Raw genomic sequence first — 23,454 nt, forward strand, 5'->3', positions numbered from 1 at the left:
ACAACTTATCGTATGATAAGTTGTTCTTTTTTAAGAACTATTTGATTTAAAAATAATTGACAGTCATTTAAATTTAATGTTAACTTTATTTATAAATTAGTTAACATTAGGGGTGACAATTGTGACTGTTAATAGTAATACGACTGAAAAATCGTCTTATACATATGAAGAATTATCGGAGAAAAATAAAGCTTATGTATGGCATCCGTTTACACAAATGAAAGATTATTTAGAAGAAGACCCTGTCATTATTGAACGTGGAGAGGGAAGAAAGCTATACGATGTAAATGGAAATGAATATTGGGATGGTGTTTCATCTATTTGGTTAAATGTTCACGGACATCAAGTACCAGAATTAGATGAAGCAATTCGTGAGCAATTAAATAAAATTGCCCATTCTACTATGTTAGGACTTGCTAACGTTCCATCTATTTTATTAGCAGAAAAAATAATTGAAGTTGTGCCAGAAGGTTTGAAGAAAGTATTCTATTCAGACTCCGGTTCTAGCGCCGTTGAAATTGCAATTAAGATGGCCTTTCAATATTGGCAGCATAAAGGAAAACCGAAGAAACAAAGATTTGTTACATTAAAAGAAGCGTATCACGGTGATACAATTGGAGCTGTTTCAGTAGGAGCGATAGACTTGTTTCACCAAGTGTATAGTTCACTTTTATTTGAGGCAATTAAAATGCCGTATCCATATACATATCGTTCTCCTTATGGAAATAATAAGGAGGAAATTGTGAAAAAACATTTAGAAGAAATGGAAGAGCTGCTGAAAGAAAAGCATGAAGAAATTGCGGCGATTATTGTAGAGCCTTTAATGCAAGGTGCTGGCGGTATGATTACAATGCCAAAAGGATACTTAAGAGGGCTCCGTAATTTATGTACAAAATATAATGTTTTATTTATTACAGATGAGGTAGCGACTGGATTTGGGCGTACCGGGAAAATGTTTGCATGTGAACATGAAAATGTAACGCCGGACATTTTAACAGCCGGAAAAGGTTTAACAGGTGGATATTTACCAGTTGCAATCACCGTAACGACAGATGAAATTTATAATGCCTTTTTAGGAGACTATGAAGAACAAAAAACATTTTTCCACGGTCATAGTTATACAGGGAATCCGTTAGGGTGTGCGGTAGCCATTGCGAATCTAGAGCTATACGAGAAAACAAATTTAATAGAAGAAGTGGCAAGTAAGACAGAATATGTAGCGACGCAATTAGAATCGCTCTTTGCGTATAAACATGTAGGGGATATTCGTCAGTGCGGGTTAATGGTTGGAATTGAACTTGTGAAGAATAAAGTAACGAAAGAAGCGTTTGAATGGACAGAGAGAGTCGGTGTTCAAGTATGTAAACGTTCAAGAGAGCTGGGCATGATTTTGCGACCACTCGGTAATACGATTGTATTTATGCCTCCTCTTGCTTCTACAATTGATGAGATTGATGATATGTTACGTATTTTGTATAAAGCAATCTCGGATGTTACGGAGGGAGAATAATGGGCGGTTTTTTTGTTACAGCAACGGATACTGAAGTGGGGAAAACTGTAGTTGCGGGTGCATTAGTAGGTGTATTTAGAGAATTGGGATATAACATCGGGGTATATAAACCGTTGCAAAGTGGACATGTTGCATCAAATCCAGAGGGAGATGCAGCAAGGTTAAAAGCATTATCGGGTGTACCAACAAAAGAAGATGAAATTTGCCCTTATTCTATTGAAGAACCTCTTGCTCCGAGACTTGCCATGAAAAGAGCTGGAAGAGTAGTACATTTAAAAGACATTATGGATCATTATAATGAACGATTGAAAGAGTTTAATAGCCTATTTGTAGAAGGGGCAGGTGGACTGGCTGTTCCATATACAGAAGACGCTTTAGTAATTGATTTCGCAAAGGAATTACAGCTTCCTCTTATTATAGTCGCACGCCCTACATTAGGAACAGTAAATCATACAGTTTTAACAATTGCTTATGCAAAGGCACAGGGCTTAACAGTAGCAGGTGTAATTTTATCCGGCTGCAAAGAATGTGAAATGGAAAGAGTACAAGAAAATAAAGAAATGATTGAAGAGCTAAGTGGGGTACCGGTTTTAGGTTTATTACCATTCTTTGAAGGTGCGTTTACAAAAGAAGAAGTCTTGGAATCTGCAAAAGAGTATATAATGATTTCAAAATTAGAGGAGTTCATCCGAAATGAATCAAACGTGGCGCACACATCTTCAATCTAAATTGCAACAATTAAATGAACAAGGACAGTATCGCAATTTGCATGTAACAGAACAAGCAGAAGAGACATGGCTTATTCGAGATGAAAAAAGGATGCTAAATTTAGCGTCAAATAATTATTTAGGGTTAGCTGGAGATGAGAGGTTAAAAGAAGCTGCTATTGCATGCACAAGAAAATATGGAACTGGAGCGACAGCATCAAGGCTCGTTGTAGGAAATTATTCACTGTATGAAGAGGTTGAGAGAAGTATATGCGAATGGAAAGGCACTGAAAAAGCCTTAGTTGTAAATAGTGGATATACCGCAAATGTTGGAGTGATTTCTTCATTAGCCTGTCGTCACGATATTGTGTTTAGTGACAAATTAAATCACGCAAGCATCGTTGATGGGATTATATTAAGCGGAGCAGAGCATAAAAGGTATCGTCATAATGATTTAGATCATTTAGAGAAGCTGTTGCAAGCAGCGCCGCCCAAAAAGAAGAAATTAATCATAACGGATACTGTTTTTAGTATGGATGGTGATACTGCGTATTTGAGAGAGTTAGTGGAGCTGAAAGAGAAATACGGGGCAATCATTATAGTCGATGAAGCACATGCGAGTGGAATATATGGAATTGATGGAGCAGGGTTGTCTCATATAGAAAAAGATATTGCTCAAAAAATTGATATACATATGGGGACGTTTAGCAAAGCTCTAGGGTGTTATGGCGCGTATTTGACAGGTGATGCAATGTATATAGAGTATTTACAAAATATGATGAGAAGCTTTATTTTTACAACAGCTTTACCACCAGGAACGTTAGGAGCAGTGCAAAAAGCAATTGAAATTGTGAAAGAAGATAATGAAAGAAGAGAGAGGCTTATAGAGAATGGAGCATATTTTAGGACACATTTGCAAGAAGCTGGTTTTGATATTGGGAATAGCTCAACTCATATTGTACCGATTGTAGTCGGTTCAAATGAAGCAGCTTTACGGTTTAGTAGAAGGCTGCAAGAGGTAGGTATTGCAGCAATTGCAATTCGTCCACCAACGGTTCCAGTTAATAGTTCACGGGTCCGTTTTGCAGTTACGTCCCAACATACAATAGCTGATTTAAAATGGGCTATTCAGCATATTATACGCATTGGTAAAGAAGAGGGGTTTTTCGTATGAAAGAGCTAAAGGTTATTTTTATTCCTGGATGGGGAATGGAAGAAGGTGTTTGGACTTTAGTTCTGCCGTATTTTAAAGGATATTCTGTTCAATGTATCAATTGGCGTAATGTGAAAGAACAAAGTGAATTTGCGGGGCGAATAATAGATGTAGCAAAAGATGAAAATGTAATTTTAGTTGGATGGTCACTAGGAGCGTTAGCAGCAGTTCAAGCTCATAAAAAGGTTAAGGCAAAAGGTATCGTACTAATTGGTGGTACTGCCAAATTTACAAATACGAGTGATTATACGAGTGGATGGAATACTCTGCATGTAGAACGGCTGAAAAAGAATGTAGCGAGAAAGAAAGAAGATACGCTCAAGCGGTTTTATGAAAATATGTTTACAAAAGATGAGCTGAAAGAGAATAAAAGGTTTGAAGATATGATAAAACGCTTTAAAGGTGATTCTATTCAGTCTTTGCAATTAGGTTTGGAGTATTTAATAGAAGCAGATATGAGAGAAGAACTGAAAGAAATTAAAGTCCCTATACTACTTATTCACGGAGAGCAGGATGTAATTTGTCCATTGTCTGCAGCGCGTAGTATGGCTGAGAATGAGACTGCCACGCTCAAGGTAGTAAGTGAGGCTGGACACGCATTATGCGTAACGAATTTTGAATATTGCGGAAATGAGATAATTCAATTTGTAGAGGGGATACGACATGATCAACAAAACGTTACTTCAAAAACGGTTTAACGCGGCAGCTGTATCCTACGATCAATATGCAAATGTACAAAAAAAGATGGCACATTCATTACTTTCTACATTGAATCGGCGATATAGTGCAAATTCATCGATACGTATTTTAGAACTTGGATGCGGAACAGGATATGTTACAGAGCAATTATCAAACTTATTTCCGAAAGCACATATTACAGCCATTGATTTTGCTGAAAGTATGATTGCAGTTGCGAAAACTAGACAAAATGTGAAAAATGTAACGTTTTACTGTGAGGATATCGAAAGATTACGACTAGAAGAAACATATGATGTCATTATTTCAAATGCCACATTTCAATGGCTAAATGATTTAAAACAAGTGATAAGAAATTTATTTCATCATTTGTCTATAGATGGGATATTACTCTTTTCAACGTTTGGACAGGAAACATTTCAAGAATTGCATGCTTCGTTCCAGCGGGCGAAAGAAGAAAAAAATATACAAAATGAAACATCGATTGGGCAACTTTTTTATTCGAAAAATCAGTTGCGCCATATGTGTGAAATAGAAACAGGGGATGTGCATGTTTCTGAAACATGTTACATAGAGAGATTTACAGAAGTTAGGGAGTTTCTACACTCTATTCGAAAAGTAGGAGCGACCAATAGTAATGAAGAATCATATTGTCAAAGTCCCTCACTCTTTCGTGCGATGCTTCGCATATACGAAAGAGACTTCACGGGAAATGAAGGGATAATGGCGACGTATCATGCTTTATTTATGCATATAACAAAAGAGAGGAAGAGATGAAATGAAACAAGTACAAACAAAAAGGGATTGGAAAAAACTTGCACATGACGTAGTAGAAGAGAAAATGATTACGAAAGAGGATGCAATTGCAATATTAGAAGCTGATGATACAGAAGTGTTAGAAATTATGAATGCAGCTTACATCATTCGCCATCATCACTTTGGTAAGAAAGTAAAATTGAATATGATTATTAATACGAAATCTGGATTATGTCCTGAAGATTGCGGATATTGTTCACAGTCTATTATTTCAGAGGCGCCGATTGATAAATATGCATGGCTAACGCAGGAAAAGATTGTAGAAGGAGCACACGAAGCAATTCGCCGTAAAGCGGGTACATATTGTATTGTAGCATCTGGTCGTCGCCCGACGGATAAAGAGGTGAATCACGTAATTGGAGCAGTTAAGGAGATTCGTGAAACGACAGATTTGAAGATTTGTTGTTGTTTAGGCTTCTTAAACGAAGATCAAGCAGGACGTTTAGCAGAAGCGGGTGTACATCGTTATAACCACAACTTAAATACACATGCAAATAATTACGAAAGTATTTGCGCCACTCATACGTATGACGATCGTGTTGATACAGTTCAAAAAGCGAAACAAGCAGGCATTTCACCATGCTCTGGGGCAATTTTTGGAATGGGGGAGACAATAGAAGAACGTGCTGAAATTGCATTTGAATTACAACGTATAGATGCAGATTCAATTCCATGTAATTTCCTTGTTGCTGTAAAGGGTACGCCGCTTGAAGGACAAAAAGAATTAACGCCGATAGAATGTTTAAAAGTACTGGCGATGATGCGTTTTGTAAACCCAACGAAAGAAATTCGTATTTCAGGAGGACGTGAAATCAATTTACGCTCTGTGCAGCCAATCGGTTTATTTGCAGCAAATTCTATTTTTGTTGGAGATTACTTAACGACAGCTGGACAAGAACCGACTGCAGACTGGGGTATGATTGAAGATTTAGGGTTTGAGATTGAAGAATGTGCATTATAAGATAGATAAAAAGCAAACTTGTAAAAGAGTTTGCTTTTTTTTGTAAATAAAATGTAATAAATAGTTGTGAAAGCTTGATACTATTGGTTTTTGAGCGAAAAAAAGAATTTTGGTGGACGAATTTTCCAAGCCCCAATTGTACATAGTAAATATGTAATTTATATTGGGTTGGAGGATTTTACATGCACAAATATATATTAGCGATTATGACTTGTCTAATTTTACTAAAAGCAATAAGTGCTGATCCAGTTAAGGCTGCCGAAAATCCTGAACAAAAAGAAATGCAACAACGAATTGAACAACATTTTCGAACGAAAGCTGAACATTTTGGATTGAAAACAGAAGGGAAAGATTTAAAGGAAGTGCGAAAAGAAATTACTATTATAGAAGAGGCGAAGAAAAGAGAGAATGTATGGAGAACAGCACAAACGCTTCGTATACAAACAGAAGGAAAAACAATGGATGAATTAATAAAAGATGTACGGAAAAAAGTAAAAAAATAAAAAAGAGGCCGCAGCCTCTTTTTTATTTTTTTATGCCCATTGTTTTGATAAATGAGCCATTTCAATCGCAGCAACGGCGGATTCATAGCCTTTATTACCTGCTTTCGTGCCCGCGCGTTCAATCGCTTGCTCGATCGTTTCAGTCGTTAATACACCGAAAATAACTGGGATGTCTGTTTGTAGTGATAAAGATGCAACTCCTTTTGCTACTTCATTACAAACGTAATCGTAATGTGTTGTAGCACCACGAATTACAGTACCTAACGTAATTACAGCATCATACTTTCCGCTATTAGCCATCTTTTTAGCGATTAAAGGAATTTCGAATGCGCCAGGAACCCAAGCAACATCGATATCAGTTTCTTCTACACCGTGACGCTTTAATCCATCTAAAGCTCCGCCGAGTAACTTACTTGTAATAAATTCATTAAAACGTCCAACAACAACCCCAACTTTTAATCCTGTACCAACTAAATGACCTTCGAATACCATAATAAACCTCTCCCTTAATTATAAGTTTAGTAAATGTCCTAATTTGTTTACTTTCGTTTGTAAATACGTTTTATTCTCTTCTTTTGTTGGCATTTGCAATGGTACACGCTCGATTACTTCTAAATCGTAACCTTGTAAGCCAGCAATTTTTCGTGGATTATTCGTTAATAATCGTAAATGTTGTAAACCTAAATCTTTTAAAATTTGAGCGCCAATACCGTAATCACGCAAATCAGCTGGGAACCCAAGTTTTTCGTTTGCTTCTACAGTATCGAATCCTTCTTCTTGTAACTTATAAGCGCGAAGCTTATTAAGAAGGCCAATGCCTCGTCCTTCTTGTCTCATATAGAGAAGAACGCCTTTTCCTTCACGCTCAATTTGAGCAAGTGCAGCATGGAGTTGTGGTCCGCAATCACAGCGGCACGAGCCAAATACATCTCCTGTTAAGCACTCTGAATGAACGCGTACAAGTACAGGCTCTCCTGTTGAAATATCACCTTTTACGAGTGCGATATGTTCTTTCGTATCTAATGAGTTAGAATAGCCAATTGCATGGAAAGTACCGAAATCTGTAGGTAATGTAATTTCCACTTCTCGCGTCACTAGTGTTTCATGGTGGCGGTAAGCAATTAAATCTTCTATTGTAATCATTTTTATATCAAATTGTTTTGCACACTGTAGTAAATCAGGTACGCGTGCCATCGTACCGTCCTCATTAATAATCTCGCAAATGACTCCAGCTGGTTCTGCTCCGCAAAGTCTGGCTAAATCGACAGCAGCTTCTGTATGACCAGCTCGGCGTAGGACACCGCCTTCTTTCGCGATTAATGGAAAGATATGTCCAGGACGATTGAAATCAGCACCTTTTGATGCAGGGTTTAATAATTCTTGTATCGTAGTTGCCCGTTCGTGAGCGCTAATCCCTGTTGTTGTAGAAACATGATCAATACTCACTGTAAATGCAGTATGATGCGAATCTGTATTATGAGCTACCATTGGTTCTAATTGTAGACGTTCTGCGTATTCTTCCGTAATCGGTACACAAACGAGACCACGCCCATGTGTAATCATAAAGTTAATCGTTTCTGGCGTAATATACTCTGCTAAAGCGATAAAGTCGCCTTCATTTTCACGGTTTTCATCATCGCATACGATAACGACTTTTCCTTGTTTTAAATCTTCTAGAGCTTCTTCAATACGATGAAACATAATGCTTCCCCCTTATAGAAATCCGTTTTCTTGTAAAAAGCTTTCGCTCATTGAACCTGTTCGTTTTACAGGTTTAGAAATAAAGCGTTCGATATATTTACCGATCATGTCACACTCAATGTTTACGATGTCACCGGTATTCTTTGCTCCGATAACAGATTCACTTACTGTGTGCGGGATGAGTGAGATTGTGATGGAAGATTCGTCTATATCAAATATTGTTAAACTCGTTCCATCAACAGCAACGGAACCTTTATGCAAACAATAGCGCAGCAATTCATCAGCAATAGCTATTTTGTAATAGACGGCATTATAGTGCTGTTTTTTGTTTAATATCGTTCCGATGCCATCAATATGTCCTGAAACGAAATGCCCACCGAATCGTCCGTTTGCAGCTATCGCCCGCTCTAAATTTACTTTAGAGTGTTGTGTAAGCATGCGAAGTGATGTTGATTGCATCGTTTCAGGCATTGCGTCCACTGTGAATGAAGCTGTTGTGAAACTCGTTACAGTTAAGCAAATACCGTTAACCGCGATACTATCACCTAAGTGAACATCTGATAAAATTTTATTCGCATGGATCGTTAACTTCATCGCTTCTCCGCTTTGTTGCATGTTTGCAATCGTTCCTAATTCTTCTACAATTCCTGTAAACATTCCGTCACCTCACTTCGGGCATTCGCAACGATTTTTATATCATCACCAATTTGTTTCATCTCTTGAATTTCCAAGGAAAGTGCATCTTGCAATGCTGCGAAACCATTTCCACCAAATAAAGTAGGGGCATCATTCCCACCAATTAATATCGGGCTTATATAAGTTATAATTTCATTGAAATGCTTTGTTTGTAAGAAGCTTGCGTGAACTGTTTGACCACCTTCAACGAATAGAGAAAGAATTTGCTTCTCTCCAAGAAAGAAAAGGAGGTCCTTGATTTCTATATGTTTTGTTTTCATTTGGAATATAGCTATATTTTCAGATTCATAAGAAGCTATTTTCTCTTTATTTACATCCTTACCGACAATAATCCATGTCGGTGCTAAACCATCTGTTATGACATGAGAAGATGGTGGCGTTCGTAAATGGGTATCTAAAATAACACGAATAGGATTTTTACCCCCGTTAGGAATTCTTGTCGTTAAATGCGGATTATCAGCTATAACTGTATTCACTCCAACGAGAATCGCATCATGTGTATGACGATATTGGTGAACATCAGCTCGTGCTTCTTCACCTGTAATCCACTTACTTTCCCCCGTGACAGTTGCTGTTTTTCCATCTAAGCTCATCGCTGTTTTTATTGTTACAAATGGACGCTTCGTTTTCATGTAGTGAAAAAAGAAACGATTTAATAAGGTGGCTTCTGTTTCAAGAACACCGGTAGCTACTTCGATGCCAGCTTCTTCTAATCTCCTTTTTCCAGTACCAGAAACGAGAGGATTGCAATCAAGAGTAGCAATTACAACCCGTTTGACTCCTTTTTTGATGAGCAATTCACAGCAAGGTGGTGTTTTTCCAAAATGGCTACACGGTTCAAGTGTTACATAAACGGTAGCTCCTTTTGCTTTTTCACCAGCCATATGAAGCGCGTGAACTTCTGCGTGTTCTTCACCAGCACGTAAATGAGCGCCAATACCGACGATGTTTCCTTCTTTTACAACAACAGCACCAACCATAGGGTTTGGACTTGTTTGTCCAGATGTCCCTTCTGCTAACTGTAGGGCAATCCTCATATATTCTTGATCTGTCATTCCCTTCACCTCTCCTGAAAAAATCAAAAAACCCCAAGGATTTTATATCCTTGGGGTTTGGGAGACGTGATTTCTAGAAATATAGTTCGAATACGAAAGTACAGGAAAGAAACCTAACGATGATTGGTATTTTTGCATAAGGAAAAAACCTAGCAAAAATATCGAATTTTTCAAACGCTAGTCGTATCTTTTTATTTCAGTATAGAAACATAAGTATACAAAATAAAACATATATAAAGATTCAAAACGAAACTTTAAAAATATGCATACTGAAATAAAAGTGTATTCGCTATATAAAATTACTAGAAAACATATCCTTCTCCCATCCAGACTATACTGTCGGCCCTAGAGTTTCACTAGATCCACCGTTTTCGAGTTGAAAACGGGTCACGGACTTAGAAGTTTGCACTTCATCACCGCCGGTTGGGAATTTCACCCGACCCCGAAGGATGTTGTTTGCTCAAATTATAGCACAAAAAAAATAAAAGGCTAGAAAAAAATATTCGAATGTGAAGAATTGTGTGAAAATATATGTAAGTTGGAATGAGGACAAAAGTACGAGGAATGTTGTAAGGAAAAGGGGGACGAGAGTTAATGAAAAGAAAAAACATGCACAAAAAAATGTGCATGTCACATGTAAAATTATTCTGCCTCTGGTGCTCTAACGACAGACTCGAATTTCCCTTTATGCGAAGCATCGCAATAAGGCATATTTTTTGATAAACCACAACGGCATAAAGAAAATGCCGGTTTTGCTGGGAATACATTCCCTTGTGAATCGACTAATTCCACGTCCCCTGTAACGCGAAAAGAGCCATTATCATTTACTTTAATTTGTACTTTCGCCAACGCTATCCCTCCTTCCCAAACGCTTAATTTCATCATATAATTAAGAGAAGTACTTGACAATATAAAATGAGCACTTTCTTTGGGAGAGAAGAGAGTGTTATAATGTTTTTTATAACTGACTAGAGTAAGGTGACGAGAGATGGATAAACAATTACATACATTACGAAACATTGCAAATGAGCGCACGTGGGCATCATTTTTGAATGATAATCATCCATATAGTTTGTTACATTGGTCCATTGCAGGTGTAGGGCAAGAGGCAAAGGATGTTTGGTTACTTCAAGATGAAGTAACATTTCAAACGACAGAATTTCCAACGTTAGATGATGCAATGCAATGGATTTCTGTAAATATGGAACAAGTTACAGACGTTTTAGCGCAATAAAAAAACAGGCTTATGCAAGCCTGTTTTTTGTTTCTTTTACATATGAGTTTAAAAATTGATCAACGGCTGCTTCATACTCTTCTTTATTTTCGTTATAAGAGCAAGCGTGTGCACCGCGTTCTGCAATATAAAGTTGTTTATTGTTTTCTTTTGCTTCATATAGTGATTTCGTCATATCAGCTAAAATATAATCATCATCTTTACTATGAATAAAGAGGACGGGATTATTAATATTTTTTATACAATCGATTGGTGAAACTTCGCGAATCGTATAACCGTCACGTACTTTTAAAAAAGCATTTGCTAAAGGTAATAAAGGCCATTTAGGTAAATGGAATTCAACCTTTAAACGGTGTTGTAATTGCCCGTAGAAATCAGAAAAAGGACAATCTGCAATATAGAAATCAGCACCATCTTCTACAAGTCCTGCGTATTGAAGAAGTGTTGCAGCTCCCATAGATTCACCATGAATACCGAGTGTTATATTTGTTCCAAAGCGACTTTTTAGCCAGTCAACTACAGATTTTAAATCATGTTTTTCATAGTATCCATAGCTTGTTGTTTTTCCGCCAGTTTTACCATGACGACGATGATCATAAATAACGACATTATACCCTCTGTTTAAAAATAACCTTGCATATTTTACAGAGTTCATTTTATTTACAGTTACGCCGTGACAAAAAATCATAAACTTATTGGAATGACCAGCAGGAATGTAATATCCGTGAAGATCATATCCGAATTGCGAAGGAATATGAATTTCTTCTTTATGAAGAGCATCAAAATCCTCTAAACGAAAATGTTTTTTCGTTTCTCTTTCGAGTACTTCTTCCTCTGTTTTTTTCTTTAAGTACATCACTTTATTTGTAAAGAAAATCCCAAGGGCAGTTATCGCACCTAGTATAGTAAACAATGCTGCAAAAAAACGTTTCATACTTTACCTCATCCTCCAAATACCGTTACATGTGATACACTTACATTGTATCACAATGATAGAAAAGGGGAGAAATAGGAAATGGTGTATATACAAAAAATTACGCCAGCGATGAAAGAAACAATCCGAATGTTCATGTGTGAGAACTGGGGGAGTTCATTGATGGTTTCACGTGGTAAGGGGCATCAGTTAGAAGAGTTGCCAGGATTTGTTGCGCTCTTGTATGACAGAATAATCGGAATTATAACGTATGAAGTGACCGGAAATATTTGTGAAATTGTATCGTTAGATAGCTTTGAAGAAAGAAAAGGAATAGGGACGAAACTTGTAGATTGTGTATTACACTTTGCAGAAGAAGAACGGTGCGGGCGGGTTTGGCTCATAACAACAAATGATAATATGAATGCGTTACGTTTTTACCAAAAACGTAATTTTATGATGACTAATTTATATGTGAATGCAGTGGAAGAGGCACGAAAAATAAAGAAAGAAATTCCGCGTATCGGATATGATAACATCCCAATTTTACATGAAATACAGTTGGAGTATCGTTTAATAAAATGATGTAACAATTTTCAGAAATATAAGTTATTAACCTTGACGAATATTGTAATTTAGGTTACCGTAAAATTGTAATCTATTACCATATTAAGGGGTGACGATGTGGCAACTATACGTGATGTTGCAAAATTGGCAGGTGTTTCAGTCGCAACCGTTTCACGAGTTATTAATGAAAAAGGATACGTTCATGAGGACACAGTAGAACAAGTAAAGGAAGCAATTGAGGAATTACGTTATAGGCCAAATAATGCAGCAAAGCCATTATTTAAAGAAAATTCAACGATAATTGCATTACTTGTAGATAATCTATATGACTCATCAAACATCACTTTGCTACATTGTATTGAGGAAATAGCATATAAAGAAGGATATCAAATCATTGTTTGTAATATAGAGAATAAAGATAGATACATACATATGTTGAAGGAAAATAACGTTGCAGGGGTTATTTTAACAAGATCCGTTTTTAAAAGTATAGGAGAAATTCCACTTCCGTTTGTTGTGATCGACGAAAAAAAATCCCATGCAAATTATTATGAAAGTGGACAAAGGGCGGTTTCTTTATTAAAAGAAAAAGGCTGTCACTTCCTTGCTTATTTCGGTGAGAGAGAAGATAGTGAAGAAATGGAAGAGCACATATCAGGGTTTTTAGATACTGTTTGGGAGGAAGGAATCTCTTATCGAGAAGTATGTGTACAAGGATATACGAATAAACAGTTTATTACATTCTTGCAAACTTACCCGTATATAGATGGAATTGTAACTTCAAGTGAAAAGGTTACTTTTGAGTTAATTCAAGCAGCGAAAAATTTCAATATCCGTATACCGGATAAGTTGAAAATTATTGGACCGAACGGGAGCATAGACAGTGAATGGATAGGCCCGTCACTCATGAAAATTGAAAGTTGCGCCGAAGAAAATGGGAAAATAGCTTTACAACAATTAAAAGAAAAAATAAAAAAGTAAAAGGTGCGTATAAAACGCACCTTTTATAATGTAATTGCGGCAATAAAGCCGAATATAAGTAACGGTATATTATAATGCAGAAAAGTTGGTACACATGTATCCCATATATGATGGTGTTGACCATCAGCATTTAAACCGGATGTTGGCCCAAGTGTACTATCTGATGCTGGAGATCCCGCATCGCCTAGCGCTCCAGCTGTACCGATAATTGCAATTGTGGCCATTGGACTAAATCCAAGCTGCATGCAAAGAGGCACAAAAATTGTTGTTAAAATAGGGATGGTTGAAAAGGATGAACCAATTCCCATCGTAACGAGAAGTCCAATCACAAGCATAAGAAATGCAGCGAGTGGTTTGTTATTTCCAATTATATGTGCACTCGTTTGCACAAGAGATTCAACATGTCCTGTTTTTCGAAGAACAGCGCCAAATCCAGCGGCAGCGATCATAACAAAACCGATAAAGGACATCATGCGCATTCCGCTTGTTAATATCGCATCTGCTTCTTTAAGAGGTAGACTACCACTTACTGATAAGACGATAATCCCCGCTAAAGCACCGAAAATCATTGATTCCGTTGCTAATTGAACAGTTAATGTGGCTATGATAGATAACAATCCGAAAATAATGCTACGTTTTGTATAGGGAACGATTTCATTTGCGGTAGTATGAACTTGTTCTGTTTCATACGTACGAGGTTTCCGGTACGTAATGAATACCGCTACACATAATCCAATAATCATACCGATTGCTGGAATAGTCATTGCTTTTGGAATAAGTGCGACATCAAATGTAAGACCACTTTGCGCAGCATTTGTTTGCAATACGTCATGATAAATTTTTCCGAACCCTGCTGGAATCCACATATAAGGAGTAATCAATCCGAATGTAATAATACATGTAACAAGTCGGCGATCCACTTTCAGCTCATTTAATATTTTTAAAAGTGCTGGAATTAAGATAGGGATGAAAGCGATATGAACAGGAATCACATTTTGTGAGAAACAAGCCATCGTTAAAATGATGAATAAAATAAGTATTTTAGAATAAACTTGTTTTTTCGTGTCTTGTTCATTGCCAATCCATTTTAGTGCAGTTTGAATCATGGCATCTGGAAGTCCTGTTTTGGAAAGGGAAATAGCGAAACCGCCAAGCATTGCATAACTTAAAGCGATTGGAGCACTGTTTCCAAGGCCAGTTGTAAAAGTGTTAATAGTTTCTGAAATACCGAGTCCACCGATAATTCCGCCTGTTAAAGCTCCAACAATGATGGCGACAATGACCTGGACACGTAACAAACTAAGCAATAGCATAACTGCTACTGCGACGAGTACAGCATTCATAATAAATGTAATCTCCCTAAAATTTTATTGTGTTAAGGCAAGTAAATATGAAGCACTTTGCTAGATTTATACATAGTTGCGACATATTATTATAAATTGTTTTCTATGAAATGTAAAAGAGCCTTTTGTTACTAATGTTGAAAAGCTAGCTCTTGTTTAATTGATTGTAAAGAATTGGCGAATAATTCTGGTTCTTCTAAATCAGGAGAATGTGCTGAATTTGGGAACCAAATCATTTTTTTTATGGGGGCTTCTATCACATCACAATATTCCTGAACGAGAGCATAAGGAGTTCGATAATCATAGCGACCAGAACAAAAATAAACCGGAATAGATAAGCTTGAAATAGAAGAAAAGAAATCGATTGTCAACATTTCTTCCCATAAAACGCCAGATTTTAAATTTCCTGCGAGAAACTTGAACCAATCTAATAGCGTATATTCAGGGGAAAAGAAGCCTTTTCGTATGAAAGAAAAGGAAGATCCGTTTTGGATTGCTCCGCCGAATGTGCCAAGCCACTTTCTTTGAATAATAAGGCGTCTTGTATCTAAAAATGGTGGTTTGCCTAATTTCAAAAGGGACGCTAATGCTTTTTTATGATCATGTTTTTTTGCAGAACGAATTAAATGCTGATATAGCAATTCTTCGTTTTGTTTCATATGTACAATCTGCCCAATACCGATGTAAGCCTCGATATACTGTGGATATTGATGTGCTATGTTAAGCCCAATAATGCTTCCCCAAGAATGACCAGCGAGAAATAGTTTCTGTTTATTGAACTTTTTAAGTACATATTGAATCACTTCTTTTGCATCGGAAACGAATTGATCGATTTTAAAATTTGCTCCGAAATCTTTCATTGAAAAGGATTTACCTGCCCCGCGCTGATCCCAATTAATAACGATGAAGTGTTTCTCCAATTCTTTTTGAAAATGACGAATAAATCCAATTTGTGCCATGCCAGGTCCGCCATGACAGCATAATAAAATTGGCTGCTCTATGTTTTGCCCGCGCATAAGGAGAGTTTGTTTTCGATTATGGATCATAACGCTTTCCATCGTAGCAATACTATTAGGAATGAGTTGTTTATTTTCATTATAAAACTGTGGGGTATAGCTACGAAAAAGCATATGGAAATCCTCCTTTTCTGAAATCGTATGAATCGCACAGGCTATTCGTTTTGCATATACTGTTAGAAAATCATTGTAACATACCATACTAGTGTCATTTCAACACGGGAGGAGGGAAATTGTGACGATTGGAGAAATTATAGATTGCTTAAATAGACGTGAATCCATCGCTATTATAGCAAAACGTCTTGAAATAAGCCCATATACATTATCAAAGAAATTAAGACTGATTGGATACGAATATGATGGAGAACAGAAGAAACGTATTTTTGTAGGAGATGGAGAAGAACCGCGTCACTTACAACTCCAAGAAGCGACAGCCCTTCAATATGCGAAAACGGATTATCAATTATTAATTTATGAGCAATTACAAAGTATTTATGAGTTATTAAGAAAGAGAGAAGAAGTAATTGTGCCCATTATGAGTATAAGTACAGAGAAAAAGAAACGTACCTTTTCTATTAATAAAGAAATATTAGCAAAACTAGACGTTATATCAGAAGCGAAAGGAATTCAAAAATCTAAACTTGTAGAAGAGGCGTTACAACAATTTTTACAACAATATGATTTTAACAAAACATCACATTTTGATAACTAAAGAAAAGGATACTATGTTCATTGTAAGAACGAGTATCCTTTTTAGGTTTTACTAATGTTGTGGATTAAGTATAAGTGCGTATCCTTTACAATAAAAATCTGGGTCGCATATGAGGGAAATACTTAATTTATCTTTTGAATTCTTCCATCAATAACTGGCTGAATTGGTTCTTTTAATTGTTTTACATAATCGACTAGCGCTTCAAAGTCGTTTGGACCAGTTTCTGAATTCTTCCCATTTTTAAATGATACGAATCCGTCACCGCCAGAAGCTAAGAAAGCATTCGCAACTACGCTATACGTTTTAGATGGAGATAACTCTTCGCCATTTGTTAAGCGTATATTCGTAACCTTTTCACCGCTTGGTTTATTTGCATCCCACGTATATTGAATACCTGAAATTTGAAGCATTCTTGTTGTTCCTTTTTGCCATTGTTGATTTAAAATGTCGCGAATATCTTGACCTGTTAAATCTACTTTAATCAATTGGTTTCCAAAAGGCTGAATGCCATATAATTCGCCCCAAGTAATATCGCCAGCATCTAAGTCATTACGAATGCCACCAGGATTCATAAGTGCGATTTGAGCTTGCATCGTTTGACGCTGTGCGTCGGCAATTACATTCCCAAGAGTAGATTCACCAGCATCATTTTGTTTACGGTCGATAGGTGCTGTAGATTTTCCTACAACTTCATTTACAAGTGGTGCGATTGTTTCTTTATATTGATCTATTTTTTGTTTTACTTGTTTATCAGGTTCCACACCTTCATGATATGTTGTAATCACTTCAGCTTTTTTCTTTACAATATCTTTTGTTTTACGATCAATTGTTACATCTACGTCTGAGAAAGCTGTTCCATAAGAGTTCGCTTGGACGATTAGTTTATTATTTACAGTACCATTTACATACGTGTGACTATGTCCACCGAAAATAACATCAACTTCTGAGTCTGTTTCATTTGCAATTCGAGTAAGGTCTCCATTTGTCACGCCAGACTCATCAGTTGTTCCGCCGACATGGGCAAGGACGACGATGGATTTAACACCGAGACGCTTTAATTGTTGCGTTGATTTATTAATTGCTTCTACTTCGTCAGTGATCTGTACATTTTTAAGCATAGTAGGCATCACGACATTTGGCGTATCGGTTGTAACAACGCCAATGAATCCTACAGGAACACCATCTACCATTTTTACAGTAAATGGTGGTAAAAATAAGCGACCAGTTGATTTGTTATAGAAGTTAGCAGCGACATAAGGGAAGTTAGCACCTTTGAAATTACCTGTTTTCTCATGATATCCACCGTAAATGAGGCGTTTCATTTCATCGATACCTTCATCAAATTCATGGTTTCCGATTGTACCAACATCGAATTTTAAGTCATTTAAAAATTCAATTGTTGGTTCATCTTGTAACAACGCTGAAACTGGTGGACTAGCTCCGACAATATCGCCAGCATGTACGAGAAGTGTATTAGGGTTTTGTTTTTTACGTTCTTTTAAATAAGTAGCTAAGTACTCAGCGCCACCAGCTTCTTTGTTATTAATTTTTTTAACAGTATCTAGTTGTCCATGGAAATCATTAATACCAAGCATTTGTACGTCTACGTAGCGGTTTTGTTCAGCTGGAGTCTGGGATGGGGGAGCGGCAAATACGCTTGAAAAAGTAATGGTGCTTAAAACGGCAACAGCAGGAATGATTTTTTTCCACATAATTTAATTCTCCTTTTTTATAATCTGACATCATACGACATAATTTTAATAGATTCATAGGATTATATCTATATAAAAATTTAGTTTTTTCGAAAAATTAACATATTTACAAAAAGTGAATAATAGAGTAACGAACCTTTTTTATTGTCGAGTTCATTGTGTATCTACTATAATGGAGAAAAAAGTAAAAGGTGAGTAGCATGAAGAAAAAGAAACAAAGACAAATGCAAAGACAATCGCAAGTGAATAGACCAGAGAAAGAGTCGCTTACATTAGGCGATCAATTAAATGATTCACTCATGCAGCAATTAAAGAATAAGAAGAAAGAATTGCAAGTGAGAGAAGAAGAAAAAGAGGCAGCTGAACTGGAAAGAAAGCGCCGAGAACAAAAAGAACGTGAAAAAAATAAATCATTTGAAGAACTGTTAAGTGAAAGTAGCCTTACTTGGAAAGACTTTAAATAATATAAAAAATGATCAGTGCATACCGCTGATCATTTTTTTGACGAGCTTGTAAGAAAAGGGGAGTTTTAATGAGAAAAATTGTAGTCGTTCCGCATGAAAATCATTGGAATGAAAAATTTCAAATAGAGGCCGAACGATTAAAATCGGCGATGCCAGAAATGGTGAAAGTCCATCATATTGGAAGTACATCAGTGCCAGGACTGGCAGCTAAACCAATTATAGATATGATTATGGAAGTAGAGTGTATCGACAGAGTAGATTATTGGAATGAACGTTTTGAAGAGCTTGGTTATATCGTAAAAGGGGAAAATGGTATTTCAAGACGTCGTTATTTTATTCATGGAACTGAGGAAAAACGCTCGTATCACTTACACGTTTTTGAAAAAGGAAATCCTGAGATAGTAAGGCATTTAGCGTTTCGTGATTATATGATGGCTCATTGTGAAGAAGCAGAGGCATATGCAACCTTAAAGAAAGAATTAGCCGAAAAATATACATATGATGGCACGTTATATACGGAAGGGAAAAATGAGTTTGTGCGTAGTGTTGATGAAAAAGCGAAAGAATGGAGAGAAGGAAATATGAATAATTGAGTTTGCGTTTTAGTGTATAAAATTATTATGTAAACTGTACATATGTTTTGACTTTTTGGTTGAATCTTGTTGAAATAAAGTGGTGGCTTATAAAAAATGTAAGAATGAAAGGGAGACGACTGTGCACATTCCAACAACTACACTTCATAATGGCGTAAAAATGCCGATGATTGGTCTAGGCGTTTATAAAGCGAAAGAAGGCGATGAAGTAAAACAAGCAGTAAAAACAGCGTTAGAAGTTGGATATCGTTCGATTGATACAGCAACTGTATATGAAAATGAAAGCGGTGTCGGAGAAGCGGTTCGTGAATCAGGGATTCCGAGAGAAGACATATTTATTACAACAAAAGTTTGGAACGACGATCAAGGATACGAGGAAACACTTGAGGCGTTTGAAAAAAGCTTAAAGAAATTACAAATGGACTATGTAGATTTATATTTAATACATTGGCCAATAAGAGGGAAGTATGTCGATACGTACCGAGCGCTAGAAAAACTGTATGAAGAAGGTAAAGTGCGCGCGATTGGTGTTTCAAATTTTCATAAACATCATTTAGAACTGTTATTACCAAATTGTAAAGTGAAGCCGATGGTCAACCAAGTGGAACTTCATCCGATGTTAGCGCAATTTGAATTGCGTAATTTCTGTCAAGGTGAGCAAATTCAAATGGAAGCATGGAGCCCATTAATGAGAGGCGGGGAAGTATTCGAGAACCCGATTATTCAGGCCATTGCTACGAAATATGAAAAAACACCTGCGCAAGTTATATTAAGATGGGATATTCAGAGCGGGGTAGTGACGATTCCTAAATCTGTTACACCATCTCGCATTAAGGAGAATTTTTCTATCTTTGATTTTTCATTAACGGAAGAAGAGATGACTCAAATTAATACGTTAAATCGTAATTTACATGTAGGAACGAATCCGGATAAATATGATACGCTATAAAAAGACGCTACCAGTATGGTAGCGTCTTTTTAACGATGTAAAGCGTAAGTATCACATTTAGCAATTTGCTGAAGTTGTATATATTGAGCTGTTGTTAACTGTGTTTGTTTACTAGCCTGGGCATTTTCTTTCAATTGTTGGATAGAGCTTGCACCAGGTATAACAGCTGCAACAGTTTCGTTATGTAAGCAATATTGAATAACTGTTCCTGTTAAAGAGCTTTCTCCGATTATTTCTTTTACATTCGCAAGTGTCGCATATAATTCATCGTAAGAATAAGAAAGATAATTCTTTTCTTTTACTCTTTCTATCTTTCTTGCATTATTATCAGTTAAAATTCCTTTTGCAAGTGGCCCACGAGCAATAATGCTAATTTGATGTTCACTTAGAAGTGGGAACCATTCTTCAGGGCGACGATTTAAAAGGCTATATTCCATTAGCACACTAACGATATTGGAACGTTTAGCATATTCACGGATAACATTTGGACGTATAGAAGAAATACCGTAATGACGAATAATACCTTCTTTTTTTAATTCTTCAAAGGCTTCAATTGTTTCATCTATTGGATCTTCAATCGTCCCGCCGTGAAGTTGATAAAGATCAATATAATCAGTTTGAAGTCTACGTAAACTTTCTTTCACTTCAGCCTTTATGTAATTTTTAGAAGGATCCCAAGACCACCCGTTTTTTTCTTCTGTCCATCGATTTCCAACTTTTGTTGTAAGAACAATTTGGTCTCGTTTCCCTTTTAAGGCTTTTCCAACAAATTCTTCGTTTAATCCATAATCATATAAATCCGCTGTATCAAAAAAATTGATTCCTAAATCGATTGCTTCATCGATAATACGCATAGCTTCTGTTTCAGATGTACCGAGAGACATACAGCCAAGTCCCATTTCTGTCACAAACAAATCTGAGTTTCCTAATTGACGTTTTTTCATAGGTCAACCTCCTTACCTTTATTGTACGCAAGGGAAAAGAGGTTGACAAACGTTTACTTTTTATTTGCTGTAATCCACTCTTGTACAGTTGTATACTCTTTTCCATATTGTTTTAGCTTATGACGAATTTGCCATGCTTTTCCGACTAAAGTGACGCGATTTGGTAAAATATAAACTTTCATTTCTATCACGCTCCTTTCAATGTGGTAAAATGTATGAGGAAAGAATAGGAAATAGAACAGGGAGATGAAGTAGTATGAGTAATCTTGCAGAGAGAACAGTAAAAACTGAGCCGATTTTTGATGGTAGAGTTATAAAAGTTCGTGTTGATGATGTAGTATTACCAAATGGAGCAATGAGTAAACGTGAAATTGTAAATCACCCTGGTGCAGTTGCTATTATTGCTATTACTGATGAGGGGAAAATTGTGCTTGTCGAGCAGTATCGTAAAGCGCTTGAAAAGGCGATTATAGAAATTCCGGCCGGCAAGTTAGAACCTGGTGAAAAACCTGAGGTGACAGCAGTTCGTGAATTAGAAGAGGAAACAGGATATGTATGTGAAAATATGGAGCTTATTACTTCTTTCTATACATCTCCAGGATTTGCAGATGAAATTTTATATGTATATAAAGCGACAGGTTTGACGAAAAAAGAAAATAAAGCCGAGTTAGATGAAGATGAATTCGTGGAATTGATGGAAGTATCGTTAGAAGAAGCGATTATTCTTATGAAAGATCTTCGTATTCATGATGCGAAGACGATGTTTGCAGTACAATATTTACAACTACAAAAATAAACACTCGCCAAAGGCGAGTGTTTTTTAATTGATTTTTGCGTATACGCGTGCATCACGTAAGCTACCATCTGGTGCTATGAAATCATTTTCCATTGTACCTTCTAGAATGAATTCTAAACGTTCTGCTAGGTTACATGCATTTGCATTTGTTGCATCAGTACGAATTTCAATTCTTCTAGCACTTAGCTTATCAAAGGCAAATTGAATGGCACCTTTAATGGCTTCAGTCATATAGCCTTGTTTTGTATAAGCACTATGCAGCCAGAAGTGAAGTGAAAACTTTGGAATATCCCAGTTTTCAGGCTTGAGCGTTATAGCTCCGATGAATGTACCAGATACTTTATCGTATAAGTGAAAATCAAGTGTTTCACGAAGTAAAAACTGCCCGTGAGCGTTACGAACGATTTCTTCAGCACTTTCTTCTGTTTCAGCGTTAATTGGCATCCACGGTACTAAGTCTTCTAGAGAAGCTTGGATTGCTTCATACACTTCTGCACCATCACCTGGAAATGGCTTACGAACTTGTAAGCGTTCAGTTTGAAATAATGTTGGAAAATCTAATAATAATGGTTTCAAGAGAAATCCCTCCTATTCTCTACTTTTTAGTTTAGCAAAGTAGAGCGGAATTTCAATGTTAATTCGTCATACTTTTTTCTTTCTTTCATACATTTTTAGTAAGAGTGTGAACGGAGGGAAGAAAAATGTGGAGAAAAACTTGGCAAGACCGTGTAATGTCTCACATACAGGAAAACTCTTCATTATATATATTTAACGCTGTTTTATTATTGATGGGAGTAATATTTGGGGCCATTCTTGTAAATAGTTTACAATTAAATCAAAAACAAGATTTATCATTTTATTTACAACGTTTTTTTGGACAAGTTTCTAAAGGAGAATTTGCTATTGCAAGCGAAATGTTTCGAGAAAGTTACTTTTCACAATTAAAATACATTGGATTTATTTGGATTTTAGGGATTTCAATTATTGGATTGCCACTTATTTTTATTTTATTGTTTGTAAAAGGAGTAGTTGTCGGATTTACAGTAGGTTTTTTAGTAAGTCAGCATGGATGGAATGGATTATTATTAGCATTCGTTTCTGTATTGCCGCAAAATCTCATTATCATTCCAGTATTTCTCGTTATGACAACAATTGCTGCAAGCTTTTCCTTACGAATGATTAGGCATCAATTTATACGGAAAATAACCGAGCCGCTATTCCCATTATTAATTCGTTATACATGCTTCTTTCTTATCATTGGAGCGGTGCTCGCTCTCGCTTCTAGTGTAGAAGCTTATGCATCACCAGTTTTAATGAAAGAAGTCGTTGAGGCTATTAATAAACAATAAATACTTTTTGAGAATAATTATCA

The 23,454-nt window shown here is 36.4% G+C and carries 28 protein-coding genes and 1 riboswitch; of the genes, 16 read left to right on the plus strand and 12 right to left on the minus strand.

Going from position 1 to position 23,454, the window contains the following annotated elements:
- The first annotated feature begins 121 nt into the window (after positions 1 to 121).
- The 7 genes from bioA (at position 122) to JDS99_RS03535 (ending at position 6,406) form a co-directional block, all read left to right on the plus strand.
- Positions 122 to 1,510, plus strand: coding sequence for an adenosylmethionine--8-amino-7-oxononanoate transaminase (gene bioA / locus JDS99_RS03505; RefSeq protein WP_088064365.1), 1,389 nt, complete (start codon positions 122 to 124; stop codon positions 1,508 to 1,510).
- Entirely contained in the window at positions 1,510 to 2,238 is a 729-nt protein-coding gene (bioD, locus tag JDS99_RS03510) for a dethiobiotin synthase (RefSeq protein WP_199694576.1), read from the plus strand. Before bioA ends, bioD begins: the two co-directional genes overlap by 1 nt.
- Complete coding sequence (bioF, locus tag JDS99_RS03515) at positions 2,204 to 3,391, plus strand: 8-amino-7-oxononanoate synthase (RefSeq protein ID WP_199694578.1); 1,188 nt, start codon at positions 2,204 to 2,206, stop codon at positions 3,389 to 3,391. Before bioD ends, bioF begins: the two co-directional genes overlap by 35 nt.
- Positions 3,388 to 4,128, plus strand: a complete 741-nt coding sequence (locus tag JDS99_RS03520; RefSeq protein WP_098857163.1) for an alpha/beta fold hydrolase — start codon at positions 3,388 to 3,390, stop codon at positions 4,126 to 4,128. Before bioF ends, JDS99_RS03520 begins: the two co-directional genes overlap by 4 nt.
- The gene (gene bioC, locus JDS99_RS03525) at positions 4,094 to 4,903 is read left to right on the plus strand and encodes a malonyl-ACP O-methyltransferase BioC (protein ID WP_199694580.1); all 810 of its coding nucleotides are present in this window, start codon (positions 4,094 to 4,096) and stop codon (positions 4,901 to 4,903) included. The genes JDS99_RS03520 and bioC overlap by 35 nt, the downstream gene beginning before the upstream one ends.
- A gap of 1 nt (position 4,904) precedes the next feature.
- Complete coding sequence (bioB, locus tag JDS99_RS03530; protein ID WP_199694582.1) at positions 4,905 to 5,903, plus strand: biotin synthase; 999 nt, start codon at positions 4,905 to 4,907, stop codon at positions 5,901 to 5,903.
- A 182-nt stretch (positions 5,904 to 6,085) separates the two neighbouring features.
- Entirely contained in the window at positions 6,086 to 6,406 is a 321-nt protein-coding gene (locus JDS99_RS03535; RefSeq protein WP_000549778.1) for a hypothetical protein, read from the plus strand.
- A gap of 30 nt (positions 6,407 to 6,436) precedes the next feature.
- On the opposite strand, the gene ribH is transcribed toward JDS99_RS03535, so the two are convergent.
- The 5 genes from ribH to JDS99_RS03560 all read right to left on the minus strand — a co-directional run bounded on the left by ribH (position 6,437) and on the right by JDS99_RS03560 (position 10,707).
- Entirely contained in the window at positions 6,437 to 6,898 is a 462-nt protein-coding gene (ribH, locus tag JDS99_RS03540) for a 6,7-dimethyl-8-ribityllumazine synthase (protein WP_000230900.1), read from the minus strand.
- Positions 6,899 to 6,916: 18 nt separating this feature from the next.
- Entirely contained in the window at positions 6,917 to 8,107 is a 1,191-nt protein-coding gene (ribBA, locus tag JDS99_RS03545) for a bifunctional 3,4-dihydroxy-2-butanone 4-phosphate synthase/GTP cyclohydrolase II (protein ID WP_199694584.1), read from the minus strand.
- A gap of 12 nt (positions 8,108 to 8,119) precedes the next feature.
- Complete coding sequence (ribE, locus tag JDS99_RS03550; RefSeq protein ID WP_098857165.1) at positions 8,120 to 8,764, minus strand: riboflavin synthase; 645 nt, start codon at positions 8,762 to 8,764, stop codon at positions 8,120 to 8,122.
- Positions 8,746 to 9,858: a bifunctional diaminohydroxyphosphoribosylaminopyrimidine deaminase/5-amino-6-(5-phosphoribosylamino)uracil reductase RibD gene (ribD, locus tag JDS99_RS03555; RefSeq protein ID WP_098857166.1), complete on the minus strand. Its 1,113-nt coding sequence runs from the start codon at positions 9,856 to 9,858 to the stop codon at positions 8,746 to 8,748. Before ribD ends, ribE begins: the two co-directional genes overlap by 19 nt.
- A 310-nt stretch (positions 9,859 to 10,168) precedes the next feature.
- Positions 10,169 to 10,312, minus strand: a riboswitch (FMN riboswitch).
- Positions 10,313 to 10,500: 188 nt separating this feature from the next.
- Positions 10,501 to 10,707 (minus strand): CDGSH iron-sulfur domain-containing protein, encoded by a 207-nt coding sequence (locus tag JDS99_RS03560; protein WP_001151582.1) that lies wholly within the window; start codon positions 10,705 to 10,707, stop codon positions 10,501 to 10,503.
- Between the two features lie 139 nt (positions 10,708 to 10,846).
- On the opposite strand from JDS99_RS03560, the gene JDS99_RS03565 reads away from it, so the two are divergent.
- The gene (locus JDS99_RS03565) at positions 10,847 to 11,092 is read left to right on the plus strand and encodes a DUF2552 family protein (protein WP_000360794.1); all 246 of its coding nucleotides are present in this window, start codon (positions 10,847 to 10,849) and stop codon (positions 11,090 to 11,092) included.
- A 10-nt stretch (positions 11,093 to 11,102) separates the two neighbouring features.
- Here the strand turns inward: JDS99_RS03565 and JDS99_RS03570 are convergent, their stop codons facing one another.
- Positions 11,103 to 12,026: an alpha/beta hydrolase gene (locus JDS99_RS03570; RefSeq protein WP_000819238.1), complete on the minus strand. Its 924-nt coding sequence runs from the start codon at positions 12,024 to 12,026 to the stop codon at positions 11,103 to 11,105.
- A gap of 81 nt (positions 12,027 to 12,107) precedes the next feature.
- Between JDS99_RS03570 and JDS99_RS03575 the strand changes: the two genes are divergently transcribed.
- Together JDS99_RS03575 and JDS99_RS03580 are read left to right on the plus strand one after the other, a co-directional pair.
- Positions 12,108 to 12,590, plus strand: coding sequence for a GNAT family N-acetyltransferase (locus JDS99_RS03575; protein WP_098857169.1), 483 nt, complete (start codon positions 12,108 to 12,110; stop codon positions 12,588 to 12,590).
- Positions 12,591 to 12,689: 99 nt separating this feature from the next.
- Positions 12,690 to 13,553, plus strand: a complete 864-nt coding sequence (locus JDS99_RS03580) for a LacI family DNA-binding transcriptional regulator (protein WP_098857170.1) — start codon at positions 12,690 to 12,692, stop codon at positions 13,551 to 13,553.
- Between the two features lie 23 nt (positions 13,554 to 13,576).
- Here JDS99_RS03580 and JDS99_RS03585 read toward each other — a convergent pair whose 3' ends face one another.
- Both JDS99_RS03585 and JDS99_RS03590 read right to left on the minus strand, forming a co-directional pair.
- Positions 13,577 to 14,896: a Na+/H+ antiporter family protein gene (locus tag JDS99_RS03585; protein ID WP_098857171.1), complete on the minus strand. Its 1,320-nt coding sequence runs from the start codon at positions 14,894 to 14,896 to the stop codon at positions 13,577 to 13,579.
- A 131-nt stretch (positions 14,897 to 15,027) separates the two neighbouring features.
- On the minus strand, positions 15,028 to 16,026 hold the full coding sequence (locus JDS99_RS03590; protein ID WP_199694585.1) for an alpha/beta fold hydrolase: 999 nt from the start codon (positions 16,024 to 16,026) through the stop codon (positions 15,028 to 15,030).
- A gap of 121 nt (positions 16,027 to 16,147) precedes the next feature.
- On the opposite strand from JDS99_RS03590, the gene JDS99_RS03595 reads away from it, so the two are divergent.
- Positions 16,148 to 16,624 (plus strand): ribbon-helix-helix domain-containing protein, encoded by a 477-nt coding sequence (locus JDS99_RS03595; RefSeq protein WP_000151916.1) that lies wholly within the window; start codon positions 16,148 to 16,150, stop codon positions 16,622 to 16,624.
- Positions 16,625 to 16,746: 122 nt separating this feature from the next.
- Here the strand turns inward: JDS99_RS03595 and JDS99_RS03600 are convergent, their stop codons facing one another.
- On the minus strand, positions 16,747 to 18,336 hold the full coding sequence (locus JDS99_RS03600) for a bifunctional metallophosphatase/5'-nucleotidase (protein ID WP_088064354.1): 1,590 nt from the start codon (positions 18,334 to 18,336) through the stop codon (positions 16,747 to 16,749).
- A 200-nt stretch (positions 18,337 to 18,536) separates the two neighbouring features.
- Here JDS99_RS03600 and JDS99_RS03605 point away from each other — a divergent pair, with 200 nt between their 5' ends.
- From JDS99_RS03605 to JDS99_RS03615, 3 genes are all read left to right on the plus strand, one after another.
- The gene (locus tag JDS99_RS03605; protein ID WP_000727564.1) at positions 18,537 to 18,800 is read left to right on the plus strand and encodes a YqkE family protein; all 264 of its coding nucleotides are present in this window, start codon (positions 18,537 to 18,539) and stop codon (positions 18,798 to 18,800) included.
- 68 nt (positions 18,801 to 18,868) lie between these two features.
- Positions 18,869 to 19,393: a GrpB family protein gene (locus JDS99_RS03610; protein WP_199694586.1), complete on the plus strand. Its 525-nt coding sequence runs from the start codon at positions 18,869 to 18,871 to the stop codon at positions 19,391 to 19,393.
- A 121-nt stretch (positions 19,394 to 19,514) separates the two neighbouring features.
- Positions 19,515 to 20,342: an aldo/keto reductase gene (locus JDS99_RS03615; protein WP_048546278.1), complete on the plus strand. Its 828-nt coding sequence runs from the start codon at positions 19,515 to 19,517 to the stop codon at positions 20,340 to 20,342.
- 29 nt (positions 20,343 to 20,371) lie between these two features.
- On the opposite strand, the gene lolS is transcribed toward JDS99_RS03615, so the two are convergent.
- Positions 20,372 to 21,286: an aldo/keto reductase gene (gene lolS, locus JDS99_RS03620; protein WP_098857173.1), complete on the minus strand. Its 915-nt coding sequence runs from the start codon at positions 21,284 to 21,286 to the stop codon at positions 20,372 to 20,374.
- A 53-nt stretch (positions 21,287 to 21,339) separates the two neighbouring features.
- On the minus strand, positions 21,340 to 21,468 hold the full coding sequence (gene mciZ / locus JDS99_RS03625; protein WP_000870295.1) for a Z-ring formation inhibitor MciZ: 129 nt from the start codon (positions 21,466 to 21,468) through the stop codon (positions 21,340 to 21,342).
- Positions 21,469 to 21,542: 74 nt separating this feature from the next.
- On the opposite strand from mciZ, the gene JDS99_RS03630 reads away from it, so the two are divergent.
- Positions 21,543 to 22,082, plus strand: a complete 540-nt coding sequence (locus JDS99_RS03630; protein WP_000067040.1) for an NUDIX domain-containing protein — start codon at positions 21,543 to 21,545, stop codon at positions 22,080 to 22,082.
- 24 nt (positions 22,083 to 22,106) lie between these two features.
- Here the strand turns inward: JDS99_RS03630 and JDS99_RS03635 are convergent, their stop codons facing one another.
- Positions 22,107 to 22,658 carry a GNAT family N-acetyltransferase gene (locus JDS99_RS03635; protein WP_000803489.1) on the minus strand — a complete coding sequence of 184 codons (552 nt, stop codon included), beginning with the start codon at positions 22,656 to 22,658 and terminating at the stop codon, positions 22,107 to 22,109.
- A gap of 155 nt (positions 22,659 to 22,813) precedes the next feature.
- On the opposite strand from JDS99_RS03635, the gene spoIIM reads away from it, so the two are divergent.
- Positions 22,814 to 23,431, plus strand: coding sequence for a stage II sporulation protein M (spoIIM, locus tag JDS99_RS03640; protein WP_242475614.1), 618 nt, complete (start codon positions 22,814 to 22,816; stop codon positions 23,429 to 23,431).
- Positions 23,432 to 23,454: the final 23 nt, after the last annotated feature.

Origin of the sequence: Bacillus cereus group sp. N6, assembly GCF_016483705.1 — a bacterium.
Lineage (GTDB): Bacteria > Bacillota > Bacilli > Bacillales > Bacillaceae_G > Bacillus_A > Bacillus_A wiedmannii.

Coding starts and splice junctions, on each gene's coding strand:
- bioD (WP_199694576.1), top strand. CDS start 1,510: ATGGGCGGTTTTTTTGTTACAGCAACGGATACTGAAGTGGGGAAAACT.
- bioF (WP_199694578.1), top strand. CDS start 2,204: ATGAATCAAACGTGGCGCACACATCTTCAATCTAAATTGCAACAATTA.
- JDS99_RS03520 (WP_098857163.1), top strand. CDS start 3,388: ATGAAAGAGCTAAAGGTTATTTTTATTCCTGGATGGGGAATGGAAGAA.
- bioC (WP_199694580.1), top strand. CDS start 4,094: ATGATCAACAAAACGTTACTTCAAAAACGGTTTAACGCGGCAGCTGTA.
- bioB (WP_199694582.1), top strand. CDS start 4,905: ATGAAACAAGTACAAACAAAAAGGGATTGGAAAAAACTTGCACATGAC.
- JDS99_RS03535 (WP_000549778.1), top strand. CDS start 6,086: ATGCACAAATATATATTAGCGATTATGACTTGTCTAATTTTACTAAAA.
- ribH (WP_000230900.1), bottom strand. CDS start 6,898: ATGGTATTCGAAGGTCATTTAGTTGGTACAGGATTAAAAGTTGGGGTT.
- ribBA (WP_199694584.1), bottom strand. CDS start 8,107: ATGTTTCATCGTATTGAAGAAGCTCTAGAAGATTTAAAACAAGGAAAA.
- ribE (WP_098857165.1), bottom strand. CDS start 8,764: ATGTTTACAGGAATTGTAGAAGAATTAGGAACGATTGCAAACATGCAA.
- ribD (WP_098857166.1), bottom strand. CDS start 9,858: ATGACAGATCAAGAATATATGAGGATTGCCCTACAGTTAGCAGAAGGG.
- JDS99_RS03565 (WP_000360794.1), top strand. CDS start 10,847: ATGGATAAACAATTACATACATTACGAAACATTGCAAATGAGCGCACG.
- JDS99_RS03570 (WP_000819238.1), bottom strand. CDS start 12,026: ATGAAACGTTTTTTTGCAGCATTGTTTACTATACTAGGTGCGATAACT.
- JDS99_RS03575 (WP_098857169.1), top strand. CDS start 12,108: ATGGTGTATATACAAAAAATTACGCCAGCGATGAAAGAAACAATCCGA.
- JDS99_RS03585 (WP_098857171.1), bottom strand. CDS start 14,896: ATGAATGCTGTACTCGTCGCAGTAGCAGTTATGCTATTGCTTAGTTTG.
- JDS99_RS03590 (WP_199694585.1), bottom strand. CDS start 16,026: ATGCTTTTTCGTAGCTATACCCCACAGTTTTATAATGAAAATAAACAA.
- JDS99_RS03600 (WP_088064354.1), bottom strand. CDS start 18,336: ATGTGGAAAAAAATCATTCCTGCTGTTGCCGTTTTAAGCACCATTACT.
- JDS99_RS03605 (WP_000727564.1), top strand. CDS start 18,537: ATGAAGAAAAAGAAACAAAGACAAATGCAAAGACAATCGCAAGTGAAT.
- JDS99_RS03610 (WP_199694586.1), top strand. CDS start 18,869: ATGAGAAAAATTGTAGTCGTTCCGCATGAAAATCATTGGAATGAAAAA.
- lolS (WP_098857173.1), bottom strand. CDS start 21,286: ATGAAAAAACGTCAATTAGGAAACTCAGATTTGTTTGTGACAGAAATG.
- mciZ (WP_000870295.1), bottom strand. CDS start 21,468: ATGAAAGTTTATATTTTACCAAATCGCGTCACTTTAGTCGGAAAAGCA.
- JDS99_RS03630 (WP_000067040.1), top strand. CDS start 21,543: ATGAGTAATCTTGCAGAGAGAACAGTAAAAACTGAGCCGATTTTTGAT.
- spoIIM (WP_242475614.1), top strand. CDS start 22,814: ATGTCTCACATACAGGAAAACTCTTCATTATATATATTTAACGCTGTT.